Raw genomic sequence first — 19,761 nt, 5'->3', positions numbered from 1 at the left:
TTTTTAATACTTCACTTCAATTTCCGACCATTTACTTACACTTCCATCTTTAAAAACAGCCTTAATACCATAGTAATACGTGGTATTCGGATTTAATTCTACATCTACCAACTCTTTTTCAGCGGCTGTAGCAGTTCGAAACAAAGTATAGGTCCCGTCTTTCTTTTTTTTATAAATCAAAAATTCAAATACATCAGCTTCATTATAACGCCAGAATAGTTGAATTTGTTTGTTGTCCCGATCAATAGTGGCATATAAACCTTTTACTTCAGGTTTTGCCAATTCTTTAATCATTTTTATGGATAAAGGTGGAGAGGGCGGACTTTCCAACCCTGAATTATCAACCGCAATCATGGTATATAAATAATTAGAGCCAGGTGTAATTTTATCATCAATAAAAAAAGAAGTCGTGTCAGTTTCTGTTTCATAAATCTTTTCCCATTTATCAGTATTGGCCATCGTTCGATAGATTAGCTCATTTGCTACATCATCAGATGAACTTTTTGTCCATTTTAAATAAACTTGTCCGTTTTCTTGACTATAACTATCAAAAACTGGGGAAGTAGGAGGGACTTTATCTGGCCGTTGTAGAATCACTATTTCTGAATATTCAGATTGATTATAATGACCATCTAAGGCTGTAATTTTATAATATACATTTTTACTAAAAGTTTTTAAATTAATAGTATCGGTATAAGATTGGGCCACCACACTATATTTATTCAACATAGTAAATTCTTGGTTAGTTCGGTCGGCTCTAAAAATTTTATACCCTTTTAAATCTTCTTCGGTATTGGATTTCCATGTTAAGGTAACAACACCAAATGTGTCTATTCTACCTATTAAATCCTCCGGTTTAAGGGGAGGAACTGAATCAATAGGCTGCACAAAATGGGGTGATGATAGACTTGTTTCGCCATGGTTGGAGATGGCTTTTAATTTAAAATAATTACTCGGTTTTAAACCAGTATAATTGTAGACACGTGTTTGAGGGGAAATCCCTTCTCTAACTGTTTTGTATGGTCCAAGTGCTTCATTTGCCCAAAGCAAATCAAATTGTTTTAGTAAATTAGTTTCTTCAACTGGGAAAGTCCATTCCAATAACACTTCATTGTCAGATATCATGGTATATTCTATAAAAAACGGAACAGCCGTTAAATTATGGTGAGCTGTTAATTCAACTGCTTTTGAGGGTTTACTAATTTCATTAAAAACAGATATTCCCCTTATGCGGTACCAGTATTTTTTATTGTATTGATTGATGCTGTCTGTATAAGAAATACCGGTCGATTTATTATCTGCTAATTTGGTAATAGGTACTTTGTTTATTTTTTTAAAGTTGATACCATCATCTGATTTTTCAAGATTATAAGAGGTGTAATAATTTAGAAATGCTTCGTACTCCCAAACCAAAACAAAAGCATCTTTATAAAAATGACCAATAAAATCCATCGGTTGAGGTAAGTCTTCTTCTTCAGATGGACTTAAAAACACTCCAGCATCTTTGATCTCCAATAATTCTTTTGGAACATTAGAAATAACTTTGTACAAATATTTTTCATTAGGCTTTACATTAGTATCTACATAACCCAACCCTGCGTATTGAGCGACTTCAAAGTCTTGGTCAATAGAAAATAAGGCAAAACCAAAACGACGGTCTAGTTCCTCACTTTGATGGATTACCCGTAACGCTGTATTTTCATCATCTTTGTCATTCATTTCAAAATCTTCTCCATAAATTGCTTGTGCTGCAACGGCAGCCATATTATTATTATTATAATTATCGTCCACGTAATTTTCCCATTCCGCTAAGGGTTTTGGTTTTATAACCTCACCAGATAATGTAATTTTTTCAGGTTTTGTTAAGGGCTGTCCATCTCTGATAATCGTGGTGCGTTCTATAATATAACCGTATTCATTACCATATTTCCAAGCGAACTTATTGTTAACGCCCCATCTTAATAGTATTTTATCTTGTTTTGCCCTCGCTTTTACAACTACAGTTGGAATATCCGTTTGCTGAATACTATCTTGAGCATTGAGTGAAAAAATGCAGAAAAGAAATGTAGCTATAAGAAAACTAAAACTATTAATACGTAGTTTTATAGAGTCCTCTCCCTCCGCCCTCTCCGAAGGAGAGGGAGCTCGATTCAACATATATTTAAACGTGCTTATACTCATTAAAAATTATTTTTATAGTCGATAATTGCTGAATTACCTGAGTTTTGATTTGGTAATACATATTCAATTTTTACCTTATAAACTTCTTTATTGATATAAGGAAAAACACCATTGATGATATATCCGAATTTATCATATATAGATTGATTAACAGTTTCACCATTTAAATATCGATTCACTATGGTATATCTTAAATGCTCAAAATCTTCATCATAAGCCCTTGCCAAATGCCATCTAAACGGGAAGGCTTGTTTCAAATAATTATGATTTGGTTCTGCACTTACATAATAATTATAAGAATTACTTAGGAATAATGATTTTTGAGGTGGTAAACCTAAAATTGTTTCATCTCTATTCACAGTAATATTGCCATCTAATGGATAATTTTTATAAATTAATGGGTAAATCCTTTCCGTATAATACTTGTCGGTCGGAATACCTTCTAATCGTAATAATGGCTTATAATTAGTGAAATTGGTACCTTTTACATCATTAATTCCGAAAGATTCATATTCCCTTAAACCAATACCCATAGCACCCACACTTGATTTACCATCAATCAGGGTATATTGGTTCTCAATTTTTAGGCTATTCATTTTAGCTTTAAAAGTATTGTGCCTACTTGTATTAAATTCAAATGATAATCGCACAAACAAAGCATCAGTACTAGCTTGGCCAGCAATCACATTTTGGGTCATAGAAATACTATCTGCTATTTGAACAACACCCTGTGCTGTAGTTCCTTGCTGCCCGCTTTGATTGGCAGAGGTAATCAATTTATAAGTATAGGTTACTTGATTTTTTAGTTTTGGGATTCCGAAATTCAATTTATTTTCTACGTTGTCATAACTAAAAGTCACGTTTTCTGATGCTCCATTTTCATCTATATAGAACATCTCATCTTTAAACCCAGAAATACCAAATAAGTAATCTTGACCTTTTTGTAATTGTATATACCCAACATTGCTTTCTTTTGGAAAGAAAAATTGTTGGTCTTTAACAGGATACATATAGACTATATTCTTTAGTGGTATTTTTTGGGGAGCATCTCCAGTGGTAAAGGTTACTGTTTTTTCCTCATAGTTAATATTACCATCATTGTCCGTAACTGGTTTCCAAGATCCGTTTACTTTTTCTTCAAAACTTACTTTCACGATTGCTGTGATTTCTTTTTGCGGAGGAAGCACATCGGTAGATTCAAATGTCAATAAATCTTTTTGGCCATTCCACTTCATTTCTCCTTGAATAGTTGCACCGTTTTCAGAGACATTAAATTCGTTTAAACTAACTCTATAAGTTTTTCTTCCAGAATCTTCTTCTACAATAACCTCATCATCGATAGGAGCATTAAAAGCTACTTGTACGGCGTTAAATACGTCAACTTCTGTAGCTTTGTCAGATGGGGTTATATCGGAAATTATGGTTACGTTTTGTAATCCTGTTTTGCCCATTAATTCACATTCTTCGCCTATTACTATTTTTAAACGGGCTTTTACAGTTACCATTCCCAGTACTCTTACTTTTATGCCCGAATAACCTACCATATACCAGGGGTTTGGCAATTGTGCCTGTGCCAAGGTGGCTAAACCAGCTTCTAAAATGGGGATGTCTTTTTTAATTCCAAATAAGTTTATTCTTACACCAATTTCGCCAACCAGATAGGCATACAATTGTCCGGTAGCATACCATCCATCCATCCCTACCACTTCTTCGCTACCTCTGCAATGTGCATCTCCAAAATTTCGCATCATTAAATCGAACCCAACACCAGCTTGAATAGAAGCATATACTATACCCCAATCAAAGCCCATTCCTAACCTGAACGTTGCACCAAAAGCGTAACCATTACCAACGGCTAATTCATCACTAAAATTCCTGCCAAAAGCCAATTCATCTTCACTTAGGTCTAAAATATTTAAAACAATTTGATCTGGTTTTGCGGGGTCTGGTAGAATAGTACCCGACATATAATATAAGTTAATTGCTGCCATATATGGACCAATAGGAATGTCTTTTACCCCAATTCTCTTTTCGGGTTCACCTATATACATATACCAATCTTTCGGAGAATTGTAAAATTCTAAATACCCTAATCTATTTTTTTCACCTTCACCTTTAATGGCTCCTGCATTTAAAAATACATCTAACATGGCAAAATACGTCTGATTTTTATAATCAAAATCAATCCCCACTTGGGCGGCAAATAACTCCTTACCCGTTAACAAATCAGGAAAAACTTCTGTAGCAAAATATTTAATCCCTTCTTTATCAATGGAGAGTTCATGAAAATTTGACAAGGATTCTTCCTTACTGGCAACCTTTTCTTGCATCCCTTTTACATCACCAAAGGGTTGTGCTTTTGGACCACTACCTCCTGAGCTTTTCCCGGTCATTAATGCTGCAGCACCATAAAACCCAATGCGTCTTACACCACTTCCTTCTTCTTTGGTATTAAAACTCATTTCCAACGCTACCAATCCGGTAAAAGTTGCTGACTTTTTAACTTCAAAAGCTGCCAAGGCTTTGAAGCCTAGTAGAACGGTTTTGTCAGGGGCATAATAAATGCCTGACATAGTACCTGCTCTTTCATCAACTCCTGCTTTTCGCATATGGTGATATACCCCACCACCAATGTCATAAATTGTAAAATTTTTATTTTTTGAAGATGTTGGTTGCCCATAAGCGTCAACATACCAATATCGGTAATCATCTACATTGCCAAAAATACCTTTGGCACCAATTCTCAACCCAATACTTTCCATATATAAATCTAACTTACCAGCTAGGCCTTTACCATACATTTCATGTTCTCTAAAAAAGTGGAGTTTACCATGAAACTCAAAAGATTTTCTTTTTACATCAACCGAAATGGAGTCTAATTCTACTTTTTTGTATTTCCATTTTAAATAATCACCATCTACAAGCTCTCCTATAACCCGTATGCGAACATCACCGTGAATACCAGATTCATCTAAATTTATATAACCATTAAAGCCTAATTCGGCACTGTCATCCGCAGTATCAGATTTTACTTTTATATCATAGAAACCCATTTCAAAACCGTATATTTTTGGCATGGTTATACTGTCTTTATAACCCATATATCCAATTTCTAAATAAGGTCTTTTAGCCGTTTGAATTTTAAAATTCTGAAAAGATAAGCCCTCAAAATTTAGCTCTTCAATACTGCCGGCACTTTTCACATCCTTTGTGTTTAGAGAGTCTAATGCAGCTTCCTGTGAATTATTAAAAGACATCAACCCTGTTAAATTGGCTTCCGGTTGAAATTTATTATCTTTTACTTCCAGTTTTATATACGAATCCCTGAATAACTTGGCTTTCGATTTAAAAATATCAAAGTCAACATCTTCGGTAACATTGACATTAACGGTGTACAATCTATCCGCTGTTATCAAACCTTTATACTTTAAAGCACCATGCTTAATAATACTGTCCTTTTCTTTTTTATCTTTTAAAGTAGTAACAGGCAAAACTATTTCACCATTAAACTTAGCTTTTACAAATTGGTTGACTTGTAAATCTACTTCTAGTTCATCAACCGAAAATTGCCATTTATTGGCATTGCCCTCATTAAGGTGCATGACATCAGTGGCATAAAAATTACCCGAAACCCCAAAATTATCTATGATAAGGTTTTTAGCACCTATGGTTATACGATCTTCAGAGTCTTTTACCCGAAACTCAGGGGGTAAAATAATACTGATATGTTCCGAATAAAACCCACGCCACAACTCTTCATTGCCTGGTACTAACAATTGTTGTTGCGTATATACTTTTGGAAAATCTATTTTCGTTTTGGCGTTGCGGGTATCACTTACATCTAAGACTACATTTTTCATTTGAAAACCCCAATTCGGCAATTTTTTAAGCTCAAAACGTGGTAAATTCAGTTCTACAACAAGGTCGGAAATGGAAGCTAGTTCTACTCTAAAAATTGCCCCGACATAACTATCATTATTTACTGGTGATTTCCCACTACGAGGTTCTAAATCATTAGGGTATTTATAAGAGCCATCTTCTTTAATAGGTACCGCTACCGTTTTGGCAATACGTACATCTGCAGCAATGGCTACTTCTTTTACATTGCCTTCGCAATCAATAGTTATATAGGTCTGCTCGTCTGCGTTTCCTGTTGCTTTGTCCAAATCTCCTTTAAAAGTTAGGAGCCATTGTCCACCACCTAACCCTACCGGAACATCTTTTAATAAGTTTAAACGGGCTTCGCCATACATACCACCAGTATGTGAAAGTTTAACACCACTTGCCCCAAAAAAGAGCACCGTATTTAGTTCCCCAATTTCCAATTTGGCAAAAAGGTCTAATTCACTATATTCTGGGAATAATTTTGCTTTTATAATCCCAATGGTTATAGTGGTATGCTGGTCATTAGCCGTAGGGTTTCCAGCCTCATCTTTACCGCCACCCAATCGTTTTTGAATACCCACGGGCAACTCAACCAATTCATTACCTGCCATTAAATTGATAAACTTGCCATGTTCTTCAATTTCTGCAAATAATTCTTCTGCGGCGTTGAATATGGAGTCGGTTTTATTATTGGTTTTTAGAGCTGTTTTAAGGTATTCTTTGGTAAACTCTACCAAATCATCAATTGGGCCTGCTGTGCTGTTAGTAGTATAAGTAGCTAATTCAGGGAAACTTCTAAATTGGGTGTTTGTGTTTACTATTGGACTCCCATTGTTTTTTTTAAAATTCTGGATGGTTTGGTTTAAGTTGGAAATATCTGTGACTACTGTTTTGGTGGTAGTTTTTGTGGAATCTTTTGGGTAGGGGGTTGCGTATAGCGTGATGCTAAATAGGAATAAGAGGATTAGTATGTAGTCATTTTTTCTCATATTTTTATCTTTTGTATTTCCTAAAAGGATCTTTGAGTTCTTCGTATTTATTAAAAGGATCCTTAATAAAAAATCTTACATGTACTATTATCCAAAATAATCCTATAAATGTAAATAGGATTCCCCACCATAAAGCACTTTTATAAGTGACAATTAATTGGTCATTGATTTTTAATTCTTTTATTATACTATCTACGTAAACAACTTTTATTATTTTAACATCAGTTTTTTTTGAATATATTTTTATATAAGAATTTAACTGTTTTTTATTTAAATTAGTCTTTAAAGAATCTTTGGGAATAATAACAGAAAGGCAATTGGTAAACTTAATTTCTTCCCCACAATTCTCTTCATAAAATATTTCAAACTCTGAACCATTATATATTTTTTCTTTTTTTGTAAAATAATTATATAAACCAAAACAACCCATTATTAAAGGAATTAATCCAAACCAAATAGTTATTAAAACTCTTCTAGATCTTCTCTCTTTTAATAAATCAGGTATTTGTTTGGCTTTCCCCATTTATATTTATAATTTTTTAAAAAGCTACTCTTCTTTTTTACTTTTATCTCTAGAACTTAATGTTATGCTTAAAAATTGAATTGCTTTATTAATATTTTCCTCATTAAATTTTAAGTTTATTAAGTCACAATTTAAATTCTCTAACAAAGTATATTTCTCATTTTTTAAAAGCTCCACTTCCAAAAAACCTCTATCCTTTACAAAAATTATTGAATATTCACCAATACTATATTTAGCATAGAAACTACTACTTTGTTCATTCAGATACCTAGTATCTACTAAATCAACAGTTTTAAACTTTGTTTTAAGTTTTTCCTCTATATAATCTATTCTTTCTTTATTTTTCATATCACCAAATTACCTTCCAATATTTACCTTCTTTAACGAACTCCTTAGCCTTTAAAATGTCCAATATATAATCTACCTCTTGCTTAAATGCACCGTTTGCTAATGAAGGATCATGAGAAAAATAAAATGTCTTATTAGCATCAAATTGATTCTGAATAAATTTTGCATTTATTTTCCACATTTCTTCATTCGATTCATTTACCAGTTTGTAGATATCATCCCAATTATCCATATAAAAATATACGAAATCTGTGTCGGCTTCCTTGATATAAGATACACCTCCTTGATCAAATTTACCTAGCATTATTTTGCCTGAGGCAATATTATTAGTAGCATCAAGGGCAAGATCCGTTATCTGTGAGCTACTGAAACTAGAGATTGTTTGACCACTATATTGGGTTATTTTTCCTTCTTTTACGGTTAGTCTAGGAGTATTTACGTTAGAAGCATCAATTCTTCTTACCCATTTATTACCATATCTTGAGTAAAATTGATAACCAACGGGGGCCTCTGTTAATTCATCAATCTTTTTCCCAATAAATGTTACCCAATCACTACCATCAATGATACCATCTAATCTTTTTTCTGCCTGAGTGATCTCATCTAATAAATTGTTTTGACCTCCTTCTTTAATTATATCTTCTTCCAACTTTTTAAAACCATCAACAACTTTATCTGCTAAATTTGAATCTTCAGCCAATATATTTTTAGCTTTAGATTCTCCAACTCTTTTAACCAATGCTTTATATGTAGCAAGTGCTTCAATGTGCTTTTGTGGGTTTGGCAAATCTGTTGCCGTATCGATGGTTAATACGGTAGAACCAACTGTCCAAATTAGTTGTAGTCCAGTAGCTAAATCGTTTGCTGTTTGTTCATCGGTATTTAATACTGTTCTTAAAGAAGTTGCTGCGTGAGTTTTAAAATTGGGACTCGAAAAATATGGATCAGTGAATGTTACAAACAAATCTGCATAAGCGAACCAAGTAGCAGCTGTAAAAGCTCCCTTAGCGGCAATTATTTCGGCTCCTGAAAAAGCAATAGAAACAGCAGTTAACGAATTAGTAACAATATTTTGAGTTATTGCATTTTTCTTTTTAGTATTAAGAAAAATTAAAAATGCAGCAGGCACTAAGGTTTCTTTACCACACGCAATTACTGAAGCATTATTACATGCCCCATTAGTTTTTGTAAATGTAATATCATTAATAATAATTAAGGAAACTAAATCGAATGGCTTTATGTCTTCATTTATTGCCCATTCAGTACATACTAAATTGGCATATTCACCATTTCCTTGTAATTCGTAATTAGTGCACCCTTGTTTTAAATTTATTGTAGCTTGTTTACTATAATCAATAAAAATTTTACTATTATCTTTTACTTTATTAAAAATCCATAAAAAACTTTCGCTTTTTACATCCCAAGTAAAACGCTTTTTTGCATATTGAGCAATAAAGTTAGTATCAGGAATTTTACTTATGCCTATTCCCTTATCTACTTTTGTTAACTCAGTTAACTTTAAAACTAGAGTTGTAAAGTTATCATCCCCGAAAAAATCATCAATTTTATTAAATAAATTAACATATAAAGGCTTTTTATTAACATTATATAAAGGGTTATATAATCCGTTTAAAAAAGAAGATATTTGGTTCTTCTCTAAATCATTGTTGACAGAATTAATTACTCGAAGAGCCAATGCTTCAACATTATAACTAGAACTAGTCCAATAACCTCCCATCGTACCACTAGAAATTATTTTAAGCATTTTGAGCTTTTCATGGGCTGTTAATGACTTTAATTGCTCAAATCCAAAATCATAAGCAATTCTTAAAAGAGCTTCTCTGTCATCTGAAGTTTTAATTATTTCTTTGGATACTTTATAGTATTCTAAATAGGCAGCATAAGCATTGTAAAAACCAATAAAAGCATCTAAATCGTTCTTCCAATCGCCGTTATCATAAAACGTTTTTTGCCAAGCTAGTAATTTATCATAACCGCCCTTACTAAATTCTGTAAAAAAGCTTGGGTCAGCCTCAGCATCACATATTAAATAGGCTATTTCTGCTATTTTTTCCTGAATTTCACTATCAGTTACATTTTTATAAGCAGCAATAAGTTTTTCCCCTTCTGTACATGATTTACACGCTTCAGCGGACGGTATTTTTGCTTTAACTAAAATAACTTTATCACCAAAAGGAACATTGTCTTTATTGCCATCAGGAATTGATAATAAATTAGCTTTTATTGAGCTTCTACTCGCCAGACTCATATTAAAACCACCTTTCCAATCTTCCTTATTGGCCTCGTTTGGATACTTGCCTTTAAAAAGATTAATCCCACATGAGCCATTTATAGAATCCAGAATACCTATATAGACCGGTACTTCTTTTGGTAAATTGTATGATTTTTTATCAAAAAAGGTGATTTCTTCCCAGTCTTTTATTTCCTCTTTTTCGGTAAATTCATTTACATAACCGGCAAAAGTTCCATCCTTAATAATTTTAGCTGAAACATATCTTTCTTGTTTGCCATTTTCAATAATAGTAAAAGCATGAAGATTTCCTTTTCGTCCAAATGTAACGTCAGTTGCAGTAGCGGGAATTGTAATAATTTTTCCAGCAGATGAAATAAAGGAAATATTATTACCGGAAATATATTGTGAAATGGCATTGGGTATTACATTTAAGCCTATTAAATGCTCATAAGCTTCAAACTGATTATCCCCATCATCTTGAAACAAACCTAACTTTAAGGCATCACTACCCATTTCTGCCCAGTTAGGATACCCCAGCTCTGTACCGTTTTTATAGTCCATTAACCAGGTGTCAGCAATACCTGCCTTGTCAACGTTTTCACCAAAAGGGTGTTTTAACGAAAATACGCCATGGCCCAATTCATGGGCGGCAATAATTGCAGGGGTTTCTTTGTTTTCCAACCCGCTATTATAATGGGCTTCAAACAAAAAGCCCCATTGGCGTGTCTTAGGCATAAATCCACTTAGTGCTTTGGTAACAGATATGGAATCGTCTATTACAAAAATATGATAGGCTTTGTTGTCAAAAACAGTGTTTTGAGTTTTATAATAATTGATAATGGCTTTTAACTCATCAGGATAATCTGAAAGAATACCGCTGCCGTTATAGTCTATTTGACTGTTGTCAACATCAATATCCCAAACAGACTCGGGAATTTCTATCGATTCCGCATCCAACAACATAAAGTCGGCTCCGGCAAGGTTGTATATATCGTTTAGCTTTTCTTGGAGCTGTTCTATATTTTTAGCCCCATTTACCAATACTACTTTTACCCGTACCTGAGGTTGGTTTTTAATATGGTGGATAAAGAAACTGGAAAGCACATGTTGTTTGCCTGTAGTATCTTTATAAGTAATAATGGCTTCTTCATTAAGATAAGAAGGTCTCCCATTTGCTGTCAGTTTATAGCCTTTATCTGTTCGTATGTGTGTTATTTCAGTACCCGTTACGGTTTTAAAAATAAGGCTGTCTGTTTTTATATAGTTGGTATTATTGGTAATATCTACATAAAAATGATCTGTAGCTCCACCTTCGGCCACTGCCTTATGAATAGGATAATAAAAACCACCACCTTTAATAGTTACTTTTGGGTAGTTCGCTTTTTCGTATTCATTATTGGCTTCATCTAATTCATAGATGGTCTCTGAACCTTTTCTATATGTAAAGGAAATATCGTGATTTTCTATGGTTCTTACAGACGGATCAGTTACATCATTTTTATGTGCATCGGCTATTCCTGAAGTATTAGCAGCTGTAGCACGACCCCCTTCTGCACCTGTACCTGTTTGGGTTACTTTGCCTTCTTTGTCAACAGAAAATTGATCACCACCTACATCAGAAATGGTATAGGTATCACCTTTATCATAATCATAAGTATGCGTGTTACCATCTGGGCTGGTGATAATTATTTGTCCTTTGTCGGGGTCTACTTCAATATCGTCTTCTGAAATATCGTAGTTAACTAGTATAGTTACTTGGTCATCTCCTGTAACCACATCTACCATATCTTCCACTTCGTCAATAACCTCATCTATATCTAAAATATTAGACCATGTTGGGTCATAAACCGTTTTTATCTCACCACTTACAAATTGATTGTCCGTATTTACTGTAATGGCATCAAAGACCAAGGCAACTTTCAGATTCTTTAAAAAACCAACGGTAGTATAACCCTTTCCGCTAAACGATCCTGTACCGCTTACTTCGGTAATTTTCACATTAAAATCACCTGCTTTAATAACTTCCCCTTTTTGTAATTGTTGTTTTAAAGTTTTATTGGTAATATTGATGTTAGGTTCTATTCCGCAATTATAATAAGCCTCAACATCTGTGGCCATAGAAGTGAAACTTTTGGAGTCTGAAAAACTCAACGTACCATCAGCACAAAATCCGCCTATACGCCATTCATACAAGGTGTCTGGCTCTAGGTCTATTACGGTAAATTCTTCACTGCTAGTGGTACTTTCAAACCAGGTAAAGCTGTTTTGTGTACCCGAATTTCCATCATTATCAATGGCTTTTCTGTATCCTATTTTATATTGGGTATTCTCAAAACTACCTTGCCATTTAAAAGTTGCCGTTGTGGTAGTGACTTCTTCAACTGATAAAAATGTTGGAGCAATACATTCTCCTTGATAGGTAAAAGAAAATATTTCGCTGTACCCATTGTTTTTAAACATGCCTATCTCGTCAACACCAGTTTTTGCTTTTGCTTGTACTCGCCAAGCATAGCGAGTGCCTTCTAATAATTGTGGTTCTGCTAAGCCATACAACAGCATAGTTGTTTGTGTGGTAGTCTGATAAATAGGAGGAGAGGACACAAAAATCGCATCTGGACTCATTACGTTATCATGAATTTCTACCAAACTGAATTCATATTCCACATTGCTGACATTGAGATGCCTTGGGGTCCATTGGAATAAAATATTCTGCGGATTTACCGCATCTATATTCGCTTGATTCTCCGGTACATTTAAAAATGGGGGATCGTTTAAAAAGACCAGCACATTAGCACATGATTTTCTAGAAATTACATTACCAGAAAGTACGTCGTACACTTCAAAACAAAATTGATATAGTCCATCTGGTAGTGTATTGGCATAAGCACCTGCAGAGACCCCCTTTAAGTTTTGTAATTCAAAAAAGGGAGCTAAGTCTATGCTGCTCAATTGTAACGGAATACCACCTTCTAGAAATAAGGGTTGAGCCCCAATAACAAAATCATTGCTTTGTGCTTTGATGCCGTTACCTTCTATAAATAATTTGAGTTTTACTTCACGGTTTAGTACCGTTAAATCGGTTAAAAGTAATTGTAGTTTTATCCTATCCGTAGTATTGCTGGTGCTGGCATAATCTGATAAGTAAACGGCAGGCGGTTGCATTACCTGAGGTATTGCCTGTACCGGATAGGTTTGAGCAATAGTTTGTATGCCTGTTATTAAAAACAGGACTGCAAAAATGATATGTTTTATTTTTTGTTTCAAGTTGTTGTTTAATATGTCATTTTTATTAGCTGATGTTCTTTAATTTAGCCTTCTAACCCCTCCGTCCGTAACCTTTATAGAAGCTTTAAAATGCGAACTGGACACCTCCCCTTAAAAAAGGGGAGGAGCTTTGTTTTCGTTTCCACAAATTACATTTCTATTTAATTATTTATTTTTTATACCCTATTCTATTTCTTGGTTCTTCGTTTTTATCAATTAGCTCATCCAAATAGTTAAAAACCAATTCTATATTTTTATCGTGATTTGATAGTTTTTTCTTTATTTGTTCTATTTCGAGTTTTAAGTTTAAGTTATCAGTGAATATTTCACGCATTTTGACAAAGGCCTCTATAATCTGAATACTCACGCCAATTGCCCTATCACTATTTAATACATTAGCTACCATCAATATTCCATGTTCTGTAAAAGCAAATGGTAAATAAGAAGAAAATTTTAAATTTTCTAGGTGGTCGCATTTTGCGACCACCTCGTCCTTTTCTTCCTTAGTCAATTGAAACATAAAATTAAGAGGAAAACGATTTTGGTTTCTCTTAACCTGTTCATTCAGACGCTTGGTTTCAACATGGTAAAGTTCTGCCAAATCACGATCAATAATTACTTTTTGATCTCTAATGATGAGGATTCTACTAGTTATTACCTCTTTAGGAACTATGTTATGTTGTGATTTTTCTCCCATTATTCCATGTTTAAAATTACAATATCATCTTCCGTAGCATGTAACGAAGCCTCCTCATCATAATAAGCTATCAATGCCATTTTTACTTGAGCGGCAATTTGATCTTCGTTAATACCTTTTGTTCGCATATCATCTACTTCAGTGAGCATATCCCCTTTATAAATAGGTAAACTATTTAATACTGCTTTTTCTGGTTTTTGCAATTGTTTTAAAATATAACAATGATGTACAAAACGTTCTTTTGCCTCTTCATAAGCTTGCTTATTCGAATTGTAGTTATCATCTATTGTTAGTGTTTTATTGAGTTCTGCTTTTGTTTCTACATATTTCTTCTCTAGGCTATTATGGGCTTCTGAAATGTTGGAAGCTAATGATCTTACCGCAGTGGTAATTTCTCTTCTATATTTATCTAAAGAAGAAGTGTTTTGGTCGATGGCGTCTATAAATGAATGGACACTTACTTTATAAATTTTAACCGTTTCTAGTTCTGATCCTTTAACTTTTTCAAATAATTGGTTAAGATTATCCTTTACACTATCATCCACAAAAGTTAAATTCTCGCTTTTATTTAATGTGTCCAATTGCTTTGTTATTTCGGATGGTGCCCCTTCAAATTGATATCCTTTGTAGTTTATTCTAATCAATTTTTTCAGCACTTTTTGCTCTTTAGGAGTAACGGAATTTTCGACTTGTTGTTTAATAATTTCCCCTTTTTTTCTTTTCTTTTTTCGATTACTAAAGGTGTAATTATAACCTATGGTGGCTGTAAAGTCATTTACATTATCTTGTGAGATCGTATTTCTAAAAAGCTGAATAACATTTAGTGTAAAATTGTGATTTTCTAACCACCTGTAGGAACCGTTTACACGAAAGTTTACTACATTGCCTTGACGCTCACTGTCTGTAGAAGTTGTATTATAGGAACTTGAAAAAGCCGTTCTCAATTTTTTATCAAAAAACAGTTTTGCAATCGCCAATGTTGGCCCCAAGGTAATGGTTTTATTAACTGAAATTGTATTGTAAGTTGAATTAAAAGCTCCTGTAATAGATAGATTTTTCTCAGAAAAAGTGAGATTATAAGCCATATTACCATTAAAAAATTGAGAGTCGTTATTAAGCACATCAACTAAAAAGGCATCTTGTTGTTCGGTAGTCTTTTGATAGGATAAGTTTACATTGATGCTCTGCCTTTTTTCTTTCTTTTGAAGGATGTTATAATTTAAGTTCAAATTGGCATTTTGTGAAATTTGAGTGAAATTTAAGGTGTCGAGATTGTCAAATGGTCTAACTTCATTGATATAGTCAAATTGGTTTTTAATTTGAGTATGAGCTCTAAAATTAGAATACGAACCATTAACGGTAAATTTCTCGCTCGCCCTTAAACTTAGATTGATATTAGCAACAATTCTATTTAACTGACTTTGTTTTTGTTTTGCCAAATCATCCCTTTGCAAGCCAGTATTGATGTTTACATTCAGTTTATTGTTGAATAGCGTTTGGCTTAATTTTACCGTAATATTCTCTAAATCATTGTTAAAATAATAAGCACCCAAGGTTTGATATTCTGGGTCAACTCTTTCATAACCTACGCCAATTGCTCCTTGGCCTACGGTATAAGCAAAATCGGCTTTAAAAGCATTGTGATAAGTTGTAGTTGTGTTTTCATTAATAAACGATGCTAATAAATTGTTGTTATCGCCGTTTTCGGCAAGTAAATTATTTGTCAATGCACTTTTTGCATATTCTACATTAATATTTGCTCTTTTAAATAGTTTTACACGTCCGTCAATGCTAACTACTAAATTTTCTTTAGGAGCTACACCAATATCATCAGTAAAAAAAGAGCTAATGGAGTTGCGTTCGTCTTTTGCCTTAAATAGTGTTAAGCCGATACTATAATTTGATTTTTCATAGGCAGTTTTTACACCATAACCCATTCTTTTATAAGTGGGTTCTATTTCAGGTTCCTGAATATTATATTCTCTCTTACGTATTAATCGTCCATACATAGCACTTATTTTAAAGGGACCGTTAGGAGTTAAGTCTACTCCAAAGCCCGTAAATTGATGCCCGTTTAACGTATATGGTGAAAAACTCATGGCAACATCTCCAATGTGCGTTGCTATCCATTTATAAGATGGATGCAAACTCAATCTATTTATTTTAAAGGAAGGCTCATTAAAAGCGAATTGCTGATTGGTATAAGCAAATGAAACTGGAATATTATAAAGTCCATAAATATTGGCATTTATATTTCCGTTTAAAAAATAAGTAAATGGTTCTCTATTTGCCAACCCATTATAAAAAATAGAATTGGCAGAAAACCCTCCGCTTATGGTCAATGGTTTTGCTTTACCTAGCTGATCTATTCTTTGAGAATAGCAAATAGTATGCGTAAGCAATAAGAATATAGCGACATTTTTTAGCAACAAACTCCCCGTTTAGTTACTCAAATATAACAATTTTAACGTTTCTTTAACGTATAAATTACTTATTCTTTCGAAATGGGTAGATCAATTTAATTATTGGAGTTTTGTTTTATGGCCAACTGAAGGTGAAATGTATCGATGTAAAACCTTTTAATCATTCAATTTCAGCACAGACATAAATGCTTCTTGTGGTATTTCTACATTACCTACTTGACGCATCCGTTTTTTACCTTTTTTCTGTTTTTCTAACAGTTTACGCTTACGAGAAATATCACCACCATAACATTTTGCGGTAACATCTTTACGAAGTGCTTTGATGGTTTCTCTAGAGATAATTTTTGCTCCAATAGCTGCTTGAATAGGAATGTCAAATTGTTGTCTTGGAATTAACTGTCGTAACTTTTCACACATTTTTTTACCGATGCCATAGGCATTATCGGCATGTAATAAAGCAGAAAGGGCATCAACAGGTTGAGCATTCAGTAAAATATCAACTTTTACCAATTTAGAAGCTCGCATTCCGATTGGTGAATAATCGAAAGATGCATATCCTTTAGAAACCGTTTTTAAGCGATCATAAAAATCAAATACAATTTCTGCTAACGGCATGTCAAAAGTAAGTTCAACACGTTCTGTAGTTAAATAGGTTTGATTGGTAATTTCGCCACGTTTTTCTATACACAATGACATTACATTACCTACAAACTCTGATTTTGTGATTATTGTGGCTTTAATATAAGGCTCTTCAACACGTTCAAGTCTTGACGGATCTGGTAAATCTGTGGGATTATTAACTAGAATTTTGGTATTTACATCTTTATGGGTATACGCATGATAGGATACGTTAGGTACGGTTGTAATTACCGTCATATCAAATTCACGCTCTAAACGTTCTTGAATAATTTCAAGGTGTAACATGCCTAAAAATCCACATCGAAATCCGAATCCTAAAGCCGCAGAACTTTCAGGAGTAAATACAAGAGAAGCATCGTTCAATTGTAATTTTTCCATAGAGTTTCTGAGCTCTTCATAATCTTCGGTATCTACGGGATAAATACCTGCAAAAACCATTGGTTTTACATCTTCAAAACCTTCAATAGCATTGGTAGTAGGGTTTTTAGCATCGGTTATAGTATCACCAACTTTTACTTCTTTAGCCTCTTTTATACCTGTAATTAAATAGCCAACATCGCCTGTTTTAATTTCAGTTTTAGGGGCTTGTTTTAATTTTAAAGTACCCACTTCATCGGCAAAATAAGTTTTTCCCGTTGCAATAAATTTTATGTTTTGACCTTTTTTAATAGAGCCGTTTAAAACTCTAAAATAAGTTTCAACACCTCTAAAGGGATTATAAACAGAATCAAATATTAATGCTTGTAAAGGTCCATCGGGATTTCCTGTTGGAGCAGGAACTTTGTGAATTATCGCTTCTAAAATAGCTTCAATACCTAATCCGGTTTTTGCACTGGCAGGAATCACATCTTCAGCTTTACAACCAATCAAGTCCACAATATCATCAGTAACCTCTTCTGGGTTTGCACTTGGTAAGTCTACTTTATTAAGAACCGGAATAATCTCCAAGTCATTTTCTAAAGCTAAATATAAATTAGAAATGGTCTGTGCTTGAATGCTTTGTGCGGCATCAACAATTAATAATGCTCCTTCACATGCAGCAATGGAACGCGATACTTCGTAAGAAAAATCGACGTGGCCAGGGGTGTCAATAAGGTTAAGTGTATATTTTTCACCTTTGTACATGTAATCCATTTGTATGGCATGACTTTTTATGGTAATACCACGCTCTCGCTCTAGGTCCATACTGTCTAATAGCTGATCTTGCTTTTCTCGATCGGTTATAGTGCCAGTAAATTCTAGCAATCTATCTGCCAAGGTACTTTTACCATGGTCAATATGTGCGATAATACAAAAGTTACGGATGTTCTTCATTCAGTTCACAAAATAAGTCAACAAAGGTACTGTTTTTAAAATAATACTCAATTACGCATTTTGCTTTTAAAATTGTAATTTTGAGTATTATTATATTTATGTATTATGACACGAGCAAGTTAAAAATTTTGTCATTTAAGGAAATGATTATTTGCGAACTGCATGTGACCATTGAAAAAGAAATAAGGAAAGACACATGAAATTTAAAAGATTAAGACCTAGAAGACAACCTAACCAAAAAAGAGCAATGCTATTAATTGTATTATTACTCTTAGTAATTCTTATTTGGTTAAATGCCGATAGTTTAATGGCTCGGGTTTTTAGTAAATAAGTGTATGAAAATATTAATTACAGGAGCTACAGGGTTAATTGGTAATGAAATTATGGCACTTTGTGCACGTAAAAATTATGTTGTTCATTATTTAACTACCAATAAAGAGAAAATAATTAAATCTGCTACAAAAAAGGGTTTTTATTACAATCCTAGCTCTCAAGAAATTGATATAAAGTGTATTGAAGGTGTTGATGCCATTATTAATTTGGCAGGAGCTTCTATTTCTAAACGATGGACCGAGAAACAAAAACAAAATATACTCAGTAGTAGAATTGATACCGTTAAATTGTTATATAAATTACTTTCTGAGAATGAGCATAAGGTGACTCATTTTTCTTCGGCATCGGCATTGGGTATTTATCCTTCTTCGTTAGATGCAAAATATAAAGAGACCGATAACAGGGTAGTCAGCGATTCTTTTTTAGGAGAAGTGGTTAAAAAATGGGAAGACGAGGTTGATACGTTGGAAGGTTTAGGTATTACCGTGTCTAAGTTGCGAACGGGAATTGTACTTTCAAGTGATGGAGGAGCCTTAGATGAGATGGTAAAACCAATCAACTATTATGTTGGTGCTCCTTTGGGGAGTGGTAAGCAAATACAATCATGGATACATGTTACTGACATGGCAAACATGTATTTATTTACGATAGAACACAATAATGATGGTGTTTTTAATGCTGTAGCTTCTAATCCGGTATCTAATAAAATGCTTACCAAAGCCATTGCAAAACAATTGAACAAGCCAATTTGGTTACCTAATATACCTGCTTTTGTATTAAAGTTGGTGCTAGGTGAGATGTCAGCTATCGTATTGGAAAGTCAATACTTAGTCAATACGAAAATAAAAAATCAAGGATTTCAATTTCAATATGAATGGATTGATGATGCCTTGACGTCTATTTTTGATTGA

The 19,761-nt window shown here is 33.5% G+C and carries 9 protein-coding genes; 1 reads left to right on the top strand and 8 read right to left on the bottom strand.

Features of this window, described 5'->3' with window-relative positions:
- Positions 1 to 3: 3 nt before the first annotated feature.
- From FF125_RS20330 to lepA, 8 genes are all read right to left on the bottom strand, one after another.
- A complete protein-coding gene (locus tag FF125_RS20330) occupies positions 4 to 2,181 on the bottom strand; it encodes a fibronectin type III domain-containing protein (RefSeq protein WP_138951869.1) in 2,178 nt (725 codons plus the stop codon).
- Positions 2,181 to 7,055, bottom strand: a complete 4,875-nt coding sequence (locus FF125_RS20325; RefSeq protein ID WP_138951867.1) for an Ig-like domain-containing protein — start codon at positions 7,053 to 7,055, stop codon at positions 2,181 to 2,183. Before FF125_RS20325 ends, FF125_RS20330 begins: the two co-directional genes overlap by 1 nt.
- 4 nt (positions 7,056 to 7,059) lie before the next feature.
- On the bottom strand, positions 7,060 to 7,578 hold the full coding sequence (locus FF125_RS20320; RefSeq protein WP_138951865.1) for a hypothetical protein: 519 nt from the start codon (positions 7,576 to 7,578) through the stop codon (positions 7,060 to 7,062).
- Between the two features lie 24 nt (positions 7,579 to 7,602).
- Positions 7,603 to 7,926, bottom strand: coding sequence for a hypothetical protein (locus FF125_RS20315; RefSeq protein WP_138951863.1), 324 nt, complete (start codon positions 7,924 to 7,926; stop codon positions 7,603 to 7,605).
- Between the two features lies 1 nt (position 7,927).
- On the bottom strand, positions 7,928 to 13,444 hold the full coding sequence (locus tag FF125_RS20310; RefSeq protein WP_138951861.1) for a fibronectin type III domain-containing protein: 5,517 nt from the start codon (positions 13,442 to 13,444) through the stop codon (positions 7,928 to 7,930).
- Between the two features lie 169 nt (positions 13,445 to 13,613).
- Positions 13,614 to 14,141, bottom strand: a complete 528-nt coding sequence (locus FF125_RS20305; protein ID WP_138951859.1) for an ORF6N domain-containing protein — start codon at positions 14,139 to 14,141, stop codon at positions 13,614 to 13,616.
- Entirely contained in the window at positions 14,141 to 16,570 is a 2,430-nt protein-coding gene (locus tag FF125_RS20300; RefSeq protein ID WP_138951857.1) for a TonB-dependent receptor, read from the bottom strand. Before FF125_RS20300 ends, FF125_RS20305 begins: the two co-directional genes overlap by 1 nt.
- Before the next feature lie 150 nt (positions 16,571 to 16,720).
- Positions 16,721 to 18,517 (bottom strand): translation elongation factor 4, encoded by a 1,797-nt coding sequence (gene lepA, locus FF125_RS20295; protein WP_138951855.1) that lies wholly within the window; start codon positions 18,515 to 18,517, stop codon positions 16,721 to 16,723.
- Between the two features lie 335 nt (positions 18,518 to 18,852).
- Here lepA and FF125_RS20290 point away from each other — a divergent pair, with 335 nt between their 5' ends.
- Positions 18,853 to 19,761: a TIGR01777 family oxidoreductase gene (locus FF125_RS20290; protein ID WP_138951853.1), complete on the top strand. Its 909-nt coding sequence runs from the start codon at positions 18,853 to 18,855 to the stop codon at positions 19,759 to 19,761.

The organism is Aureibaculum algae, from assembly GCF_006065315.1.
GTDB lineage: Bacteria > Bacteroidota > Bacteroidia > Flavobacteriales > Flavobacteriaceae > Aureibaculum > Aureibaculum algae.
Note: the sequence above shows the minus strand (reverse complement) of the source record. Positions and strands in the feature narration are given on the sequence as shown.

What these genes read in the sequence shown, in the direction of transcription:
- FF125_RS20330 (WP_138951869.1), bottom strand. Translation starts at nt 2,181, where the DNA reads ATGAGTATAAGCACGTTTAAATATATGTTGAATCGAGCTCCCTCTCCT.
- FF125_RS20325 (WP_138951867.1), bottom strand. Translation starts at nt 7,055, where the DNA reads ATGAGAAAAAATGACTACATACTAATCCTCTTATTCCTATTTAGCATC.
- FF125_RS20320 (WP_138951865.1), bottom strand. Translation starts at nt 7,578, where the DNA reads ATGGGGAAAGCCAAACAAATACCTGATTTATTAAAAGAGAGAAGATCT.
- FF125_RS20315 (WP_138951863.1), bottom strand. Translation starts at nt 7,926, where the DNA reads ATGAAAAATAAAGAAAGAATAGATTATATAGAGGAAAAACTTAAAACA.
- FF125_RS20305 (WP_138951859.1), bottom strand. Translation starts at nt 14,141, where the DNA reads ATGGGAGAAAAATCACAACATAACATAGTTCCTAAAGAGGTAATAACT.
- lepA (WP_138951855.1), bottom strand. Translation starts at nt 18,517, where the DNA reads ATGAAGAACATCCGTAACTTTTGTATTATCGCACATATTGACCATGGT.
- FF125_RS20290 (WP_138951853.1), top strand. Translation starts at nt 18,853, where the DNA reads ATGAAAATATTAATTACAGGAGCTACAGGGTTAATTGGTAATGAAATT.